Annotated in this window: 6 protein-coding genes; 4 read left to right on the top strand and 2 right to left on the bottom strand. The window is 59.9% G+C overall.

All coding sequences use genetic code 11. The features are described from left to right. Nucleotides 1-24: 24 nt before the first annotated feature. Both HQL63_06825 and HQL63_06830 read right to left on the bottom strand, forming a co-directional pair. Nucleotides 25-1,827 carry an ABC transporter ATP-binding protein gene (locus HQL63_06825; GenBank protein ID MBF0176546.1) on the bottom strand — a complete coding sequence of 601 codons (1,803 nt, stop codon included), beginning with the start codon at nucleotides 1,825-1,827 and terminating at the stop codon, nucleotides 25-27. After that, on the bottom strand, nucleotides 1,812-3,716 hold the full coding sequence (locus HQL63_06830; GenBank protein ID MBF0176547.1) for an ABC transporter ATP-binding protein: 1,905 nt from the start codon (nucleotides 3,714-3,716) through the stop codon (nucleotides 1,812-1,814). The genes HQL63_06825 and HQL63_06830 overlap by 16 nt, the downstream gene beginning before the upstream one ends. Between HQL63_06830 and HQL63_06835 the strand changes: the two genes are divergently transcribed. The 4 genes from HQL63_06835 to HQL63_06850 form a co-directional block, all read left to right on the top strand. Next, the gene (locus tag HQL63_06835; protein MBF0176548.1) at nucleotides 3,715-4,905 is read left to right on the top strand and encodes a lytic murein transglycosylase; all 1,191 of its coding nucleotides are present in this window, start codon (nucleotides 3,715-3,717) and stop codon (nucleotides 4,903-4,905) included. The genes HQL63_06830 and HQL63_06835 overlap by 2 nt on opposite strands. A gap of 5 nt (nucleotides 4,906-4,910) precedes the next feature. Next, on the top strand, nucleotides 4,911-5,720 hold the full coding sequence (locus HQL63_06840) for a septal ring lytic transglycosylase RlpA family protein (GenBank protein MBF0176549.1): 810 nt from the start codon (nucleotides 4,911-4,913) through the stop codon (nucleotides 5,718-5,720). Nucleotides 5,721-5,778: 58 nt separating this feature from the next. Next, nucleotides 5,779-7,005: a D-alanyl-D-alanine carboxypeptidase gene (locus tag HQL63_06845; protein ID MBF0176550.1), complete on the top strand. Its 1,227-nt coding sequence runs from the start codon at nucleotides 5,779-5,781 to the stop codon at nucleotides 7,003-7,005. A 173-nt stretch (nucleotides 7,006-7,178) separates the two neighbouring features. Further along, the coding region (locus HQL63_06850; GenBank protein MBF0176551.1) for a hypothetical protein at nucleotides 7,179-7,773 on the top strand (595 nt) is incomplete at its 3' end.

Genomic DNA, 7,773 nt, shown 5'->3' on the forward strand with positions numbered 1-7,773 from the left:
GTGTCAGAGAAAATTTACGCCACATCAGGCAATTAGGTCAATGTCGGGCACCACCTGAAATTGCAGGGCATGCAGGCGGGCGTACATGCCTCCTTGTGCCAGGAGGTTGTCGTGGGTTCCCGACTCCACGATGCGCCCCCCGGCGATGACCACGATCCGATCCATGTGCAGGATGGTGTTCAGACGGTGGGCGATGACCATGGCAGTGCGGTTGGCCATGAGCCGATGCATGGCTTCCTGGAGAAAACGTTCGCTGATGGTGTCCACGGAGCTGGTGGCTTCGTCGAGGATCAGGATGCGGGGGTTGACGACCAGGACGCGGGCAATGCCCAGCAGTTGGCGTTGACCGGCGGAGAGATTGCTGCCGCGTTCGGCGATGGGGGTGTGCAGCCCTTGCGGCAGATCCCGACAACACTCCAGGATGCCGGTTTGCCGGGCAGCCTCGTGGGCGCGCTCCAGGGTGATGGTGGGGTCGTGCAGGGTGATGTTGTCGAGAAAGGTGCCGGCAAAGAGAAAGGTCTCCTGATGCACCACCCCGACCATGCGTCGGAGTTGGTCAAGGGGAATCTGGCGCACGTTGACGCCGTCAATTTCGACCTCTCCCCGGGTTGGATCCCAGGTGCGGTTGAGGAGTCTTGCCAGGCTGCTTTTTCCCGCCCCTGTGGGTCCGACCAGGGCGATTTTTTCTCCCGGACGCAGCTCCAGATCGATGCCATGCAGGATCATTTTCCGGCCATAGTCGAGATAAACGTCCCGATAGCGAATACCCCCTTGTCGGCTGGATGGTTGTACAGGGTTGACCTTGGGATCGACAATGCTTGGCTGCGTGTCCAGGAGATCGAAAATACGCTCCAGCGCTGTCATGGCGGCTTGCAGCGTGGTGAATTTGGTGGAGAGATCCCGAATGGGAAAAAAGATGCGGCGTAAATAGTCGATGAAGGCCATCAAGGTGCCCATGGAGACCTCGTGGGTCGAACCCTGCATGAACCCCCCATACCAGAAGAGAAGTGCAATGGTGATGGTGGCCATGGCGTCGACGAAGGCAAATTGCAAAGCCTCAAGAAAATTGCTGCGCAAGGCGCTGCGGAGGTAGTCGGTGTTGTGGCCGTCGAAAACATTTTGGTTGTGCTGCTGGCGCTGAAAGAGGTGAATGACCTGATGGCCGTCGATCTCCTCGGCAATGGTGCCGGCCATGCGGGATTGGATCAGGCGTCCATCGCGCAGGGCGACGCGGAGACGGCGGGCGACGTGCAATGTACCCAGGATGATGATGGGGAGGGTGCAGAGCGCCACCAGGGAGAGACGGGGAGAGAGCAGGATCATGCTGACGGCGATGCCGGCCAGGAGCAGGGCGTCGCCGAGAAGATTGATCATGCCGGCGCTTACCATCTGACTGACGACCTCGGTATCGTTGGTCAGACGGTTGGTGAGGCGGCCTGTGGCGTGGTTGCTGAAGAATGCGGCGTCCATGCGAAGCAGATGGGCAAACAAATTCTGGCGCAGATCCCGCACCACCCGTTGACCGAGGAGGTTGTTGACCAGCGCCTGGCCATAACTGCCGACCAACTGCAAAACGATCAGCCCGAAAAATTCGGCCAGCAGCCAGTTGAAACCCGCCATGTCGCCCGTAGCCAAGTGGTGATCGACGGCCCGGCGGATCAGGAGAGGCTGGGCCAGTTGGGCGGAGATCACGGGAAAAAACAGCAATATGGCCAGAACGATCCATGTCAGGTAGGGACGGGTGAGACCCAGGAAGCGGCGCAGGATGTGCCGGTTCAAGGCGCCGAAAGCGGTCTCTTCGGTATCGGTGGTCAGGTGGGCGGGCATTGCAGGGCCTCCATGGCCTGATGGCGCACCATGCGGTGATGCAACTCCTGGTAGAGGGGGGAGGTGGCCATGAGTTTGGCGTGGGTACCCTGGGCAACGATGCACCCCTGCTCCAGTACGAAAATGTCATCCGCCTGATGCAGTGCGGCGACGCGGTGACAGACCATGATGGTGGTACGTTGGGGATTCGCCTGCCGGATCTGGTGCAGGATGGCCTCTTCGGTTTGGGCGTCGACGCTGGAGAAGACATCATCCAGCAGAAGGATGGTGGGATCCATGACCAGGGCGCGGGCCAGGGCTGTTCTTTGGCGTTGGCCGCCGGAGAGGGTGATGCCCCGTTCCCCGACCAGAGTGGCCATGCCCGAGGGAAAACCATGGACCTCTCCAGCCAGACAGGTTTTCTCGGCCATATGCCAGGCTTGCGCTTCTGGGGCATGCGGCGCGCCGAAAAGAATGTTGTCGCGCACGGTGGCGGAAAACAGGATGCTCTCCTGGGGAACCATGGCCAGATGGCGCCGCAATCGTTCCTCTTCGATATCCATGATGTCCATGCCATCGATCCAGATGCTTCCCCTGGGGACAGGGTGCAGCCGTGCCAGGCAGTTCAACAGGGTTGACTTGCCGGAACCCACGCGCCCGACAAGGCCTATGAACTGACCAGGCCGACACTCCATGGAGATGGCTTGCAGAACGGGAGGCCCGGATGAGGAAGGTGGGCCGGGGAAATGAAAGTTGAGCCGGTGCATGCGGATATCGCCCCGTAAAGGGGGAAGGGAAGGCGGAATGGTTTCCGATGACGCATCACCTTGTGGTGGCGGAGCGGGGTGGGCGGAGGGGAGCGTGGAAGGCACGGCTGGTTGGGTGTCGAGAATGCGGCCAATGCGTTCCAGGGCCACGATGCCTCGTTGCATGACCGTCAGGATCCATCCCAGGCCAACCGTGGGCCAGACCAATTGGGTCAGATAGCCAAAAAAAGCGACGAGGTCGCCAATCGTCAGGCGGCCAGAGACCACCTCCGGCCCGCTCACCGCGAGGATGATCCAAGCCCCCAGGCCACCGCTGAACATCATGATGGGGGAAAACAGGCTCTGCATGCGCGCATGTCGCATCTGGTCGCCATAGAGGGTCTGCACAGCGGCAGCGAAACGGCGCTGCCAGTTCTCTTCCTGGGCGTGGGCGCGCAGGAGCGCCATGCCCGCAATCGACTCTTGGACAAAACTGGAGGTGTGGCCAAACCGATCGGCGACCACGCGGCTGAGGCGATAGAGCCGACCGGTCAGCATGCGGGTCACCAGGAGGACAATGGGGAAAGGGAGCAGGGCCATCAGGGTCAGAAAGGGATCCAGGCCGAGCATGATCGGCAGCACGGTGACATAGATCATGATGGCGTTGCACACCTGCAAAAATCCCGGCCCGATGAACATGCGCACGGAAGTGATGTCGTTGGTACAGCGGGCGACCAGATCCCCCGTGCGTTCCCTGGCGAAGAAGGTGTCATCGAGCCAGAGCATGTGGCGATGCAGGTCATTGCGCAGGTCATATTCGACCTGGCGGCCAATGCGAAAGATGTAGACGCGGCCAGAGATGCGGAAGACGGCATTGATCAAGGCCAGCAGGATCAGCAGGAGGGCATAACCGCTCATGGTGTTGCCCGCTGCACCGGCCATCAAGGCGTCGGTGGCCCGCTTCATGGTATAAGGGATGGACGCAGCTGTCAGGCTGGTGGCAACCAAAAGCAGAAAACCCACGCCAAACCGACCGAGATGGCGGCGATAGTGAGGAAGCAGGTGGCGCAGGCGGTAGGACAGGGAGAGATGGTTCGCGGGTTGCGGTTGTGGGCGTGTCAAAGCGCCGAGGAAGGAAGTGGCGGCAGGGAAAACGGTTTTCATGGTCGGTTTCTTGTTGTATGATCGCGCAGGAGCATCGAAAGGCGCGGTATTGATCCCCATGGGCATCGGGCAGTTGGCGGTGTGTCACTTTTTGCCGAGACGATCCATGCAGCAGAGGACCAAAATGAACCGTCCCCCGGCAACGAGCAAGGATTTGGCTGTTTTGGGGGGTGTGACCGCCGCCGGGCCGACAACGAGCGCCATCACCCGGCGTGCGTGGCTGGGTGGCATGGGTGGCGTCGCTTTATGGTTGTGGGCGTCCGGGCAGGGATATGGCGAGACGGATGTGGTGGATGCCTGTCCGTGGATGCGCCCCTGGATCGAGCAGGATGGCCTTGACCGCGGGTGGTTGAATCGACTCTTCAGGCATTTGGAGCTCTATCAGCCGGCTGTCTCTCTGATGGAGAGCCAAGCTGAGTCCAAACCTTATTATGCCTACAGGAAGATGTTTATCAACAAGCATATCATCGCTCAGGGGCGCGTCCGGTTTTTGCAGTACCACACGCTGTTGCAGGAGATGACGTCCCGGTTTGGTGTGCCTGGGGAGTTTTTGGTGGCGCTTTGGGGCATCGAGAGCCGCTTTGGCGCCAATATGGGCAGGCACCCCGTCCTGCGCGTTCTGTTCACCCTGGCCAACAGCTATCCGCGGCGGGCTGCATTCTACCAGGATCAGCTCCGGCACTTTCTGCTGTTGTGCCGGGAAGAGGGGTGGGATCCAGGCAGTGTCACGGGTTCCTACGCGGGCGCCATGGGGCAGGTGCAGATGATTCCCGGGACGCTGCGGCGTTATGCGGTGGATTTCGATGGCGATGGCAAACGAGATGTCTTCAATGACCCGGAGGATGTCCTGGCCTCCATCGCCTCCTTTCTGCGGGGGCAGGAGTGGCAAACCGATGGACTGTACGCCTTGCCTCTGCACCGGGGCGCCGATCTGGACAAAATGGTTTCCCAGGACGTGGAAAACATGCGACCATGGCGAGAGTGGGTGACGCAGGGGATCAGAGTTGTCTCTGGGCAGCGGGAACCAGATCAGGAGGAGGCTGCCGCCATGATCATGCTGGAAGAGGAGAGCGGTCCCCGTTACCATATGGTGTTTCATAATTTTCGTGTTGTGACCCGGTGGAACCGCTCCCGCAGGTTTGCCATGGTGGTGCGGGAATTGGCGTTGAGGGTCTCCCGGGCAGGGTGAGCGAAATGGACAGATGGATTGCCAGGGAAAGGTGTCGAGCCATCCGCGTGGCTGCGTGGCTGGCTGCGGTGGCGCTGTTTGAGGGGTGCTCCTCTCCCCGGCAGCCGGTCGAAGTTGTCGCGCCCCAACCTCCTTCTCCTTCCGTATTGCAGACGAAGTCGGCAGAGAAGCCTCACCCGGAGCTGTATCGTCTGAAGCCCCCCTACACGATTTTTGGCGTGACCTATTTTCCCATGCCGAGCGCCAGGGAGTATGTGGAAAAGGGGATCGCTTCCTGGTACGGCGACTATTTTCACGGTCGGGCCACAGCGGCTGGCGAGCTCTACGATCAGGATGATTTGACCGCTGCCCATCCCACGCTCCCCCTGCACACCGTATTGCGGGTGACCAACCTCCAGAATGGCCGTCAGGCCGTGTTGCGTGTCAACGATCGCGGGCCGTTTGTCAAAAACAGGTTGATCGATCTTTCCCGGGGCGCGGCGACGGCCCTCGGCTTCAACGAGGCTGGCACAGCTTTGGTCAAGGTGGAGGCCATCGAGCCACCGCCCGGCATGTTCAACCGCATCACCCAGGCCCGGCCCGAGATGGTTGGGGTCTACGTCCAAGTCGGCGCCTTTCGCTCTCAACAAAAGGCGGACCATTTGGCCCGGGAACTTGAAAAATTGGCCCAGATCCGTGTACACAAGGCCCAGGTGGGAGAGGAGACCTTTTTTCGTGTGCGCATGGGGCCGTTTCCAAGCATTGAAACGGCGGATTCCCTGGTAGAAACTCTGGTCGCACAAGGTTTTGGCGAAGGACGGATCATTGTGGAATAAGGTGTCGGTACAAGGTTGGGGCCGACCACAAACACCTACGAAACGGCGGGTTTGAACCATGCATCCGAAAAAAACCAGCACCCCGGTCGCACTGTCTCTCCTCCTTTTCCTGATCGTTTTGTTTTGGGGTGGGGCGCTCCAGGCTGTCAATCCTGGCAAGACGGGGGGGCAAGCCAACGCCTCCGGTGCGGGGAACAGTGGCAGCGCGGGCGGTCATGGTGAGCAGACGGTGTCCTTGCAGGCGGAATCGAGTCTTCTCGGGGATCTCGACTCCGGAACCATTCTTTACGAGCAAAATGCCGATCTGCGTCGCGAGCCGGCCTCCCTGACCAAGGTGATGACCCTCTACCTGGTTTTTGATGCCCTGGCCAACGGCGAGCTGACCATGGAGACCAAACTTCCGGTCAGCGAAAAAGCCTGGCGTGTCGGGGGTTCCAAGACTTTTGTCAAGGTGGGGGATATGGTGACCCTGGAGGATTTGGTCCGGGGTATCGCCGTGCAGAGCGGGAATGATGCCTGTATGGTGGTGGCGGAGCACATCGGGGGTTCGGTGCAGGGCTTCGCTGATATGATGAACCAGAAAGCCCGGGAGTTGGGGATGACCGGCAGTCATTTTCTGAATTCCTCGGGGTTGCCCGAAGAGGATCACTACACCACGGCGCGCGACATGTTCATTCTGGCCAGGGCCATCACCAGAAAGTTTCCTCAATACGTTCATTTTTTCCAGGAAAAACAATATACTTTCAATGGGATACGTCAGTACAACCGCAACCGTCTGCTGTGGCGGGATCCCTCCATCACCGGGATGAAAACCGGACACACGGCTGATGCGGGCTACTGCCTGGTTGCCACCAGCGAAAAGGATGGCCAGCGCCTTGGCGCCGTGATCATGGGGGCCAAAAGTTCCAAAATCCGGGAGGAGGAGGCCTTGCGCCTGTTGCGCTACGGCAACCGGATGTTTGAAACCGTGCGTCTGTTTGAGGTGGGGGCCACCATTCGGGAGTTGCGGGTCTGGAAGGGGGATCAGGAGAAGGTGAGCGTCACAGTGGATGAACCGTTGGTTGTCACGGTCTCCCGCAAGGACCGCTCTGCCCTGGAGGTGGGTCTGAAGTTCCAGGAACCTCTGATCGCGCCTATCAAGAAGGGTGACCAGATTGGTTCCCTTGTGGTCAGCCTGGGCGAGAAAGTACTGTTGAACCGTCCAGCCGTTGCGGATCGTACCATCGAAAAGGGAGGGTTTTTTCGCACCGTTGCGGATACAGTCCGCATGAAAATGGGTTGGTGATCCGCTTGAGTGAGCGGAAACAGCCCGTATGAAAATGGGCTGGTGATCCGCTTGCGTGGCAAATGGGCCATGAGTGGGACATGGGAAATAAATCTCGCGAGAAAACGGGCGGCGACAAGCGCAAAGCATGGGCCGGAAAAGTAAAAAATTGTCAGAAAAAAGGGGAAAGATACATGCCGGCTGACCGGAGTCCTGCACGCGAAGCCAATCGGAAGGGTGGTACGCCGTTGCCCCTGACCGCTGATGGGAGCCCTACCCTGGAAGAGATTCTGGCGTCGTTGGAGGAGATTTTGGACGAAGATCCTCCCGAACAGGCGGATATCGCGACCATCCTGGAGAGTAAACCCGGACAGGTCGGAGTGCGCAAGGATCTTCCTCCGTCTGGGGATGAGGTCGCCCATCCCAGCCAGGATCCTCCTCCGCGCAAACAATCTGGACCTGCCGCATCTGTCGTGATTCGTCCACGTCCGCATGCGCCACAAGAAAGGGGAGAGACGGCGGGTCTCCCGGTCGGCATCCCGTCTCCCGCCGGGGCGGTCGTTACCCCGGATGCGGTCTCTCTGTCTGGGGACGACCCGGTTGATGCGGATGAACCTATTGAATTGTCTGCCGATCGTCTGATCGATGTTGGCAGTGTGACCAGAATGACTGCGGAGGGTGCGGCTACTCCCGGGGCGCATGTGTTGGCCGAGGTTGAAAAACCTCTTGTGGAGGAGGAGCTGCCTGCCGAGACCGCAGCGGAAGTGGTGCCCGAAGGGGAAGAAGATC

It is taken from the genome of Magnetococcales bacterium, from assembly GCA_015231175.1.
Classification (GTDB): Bacteria; Pseudomonadota; Magnetococcia; order Magnetococcales; family DC0425bin3; genus HA3dbin3.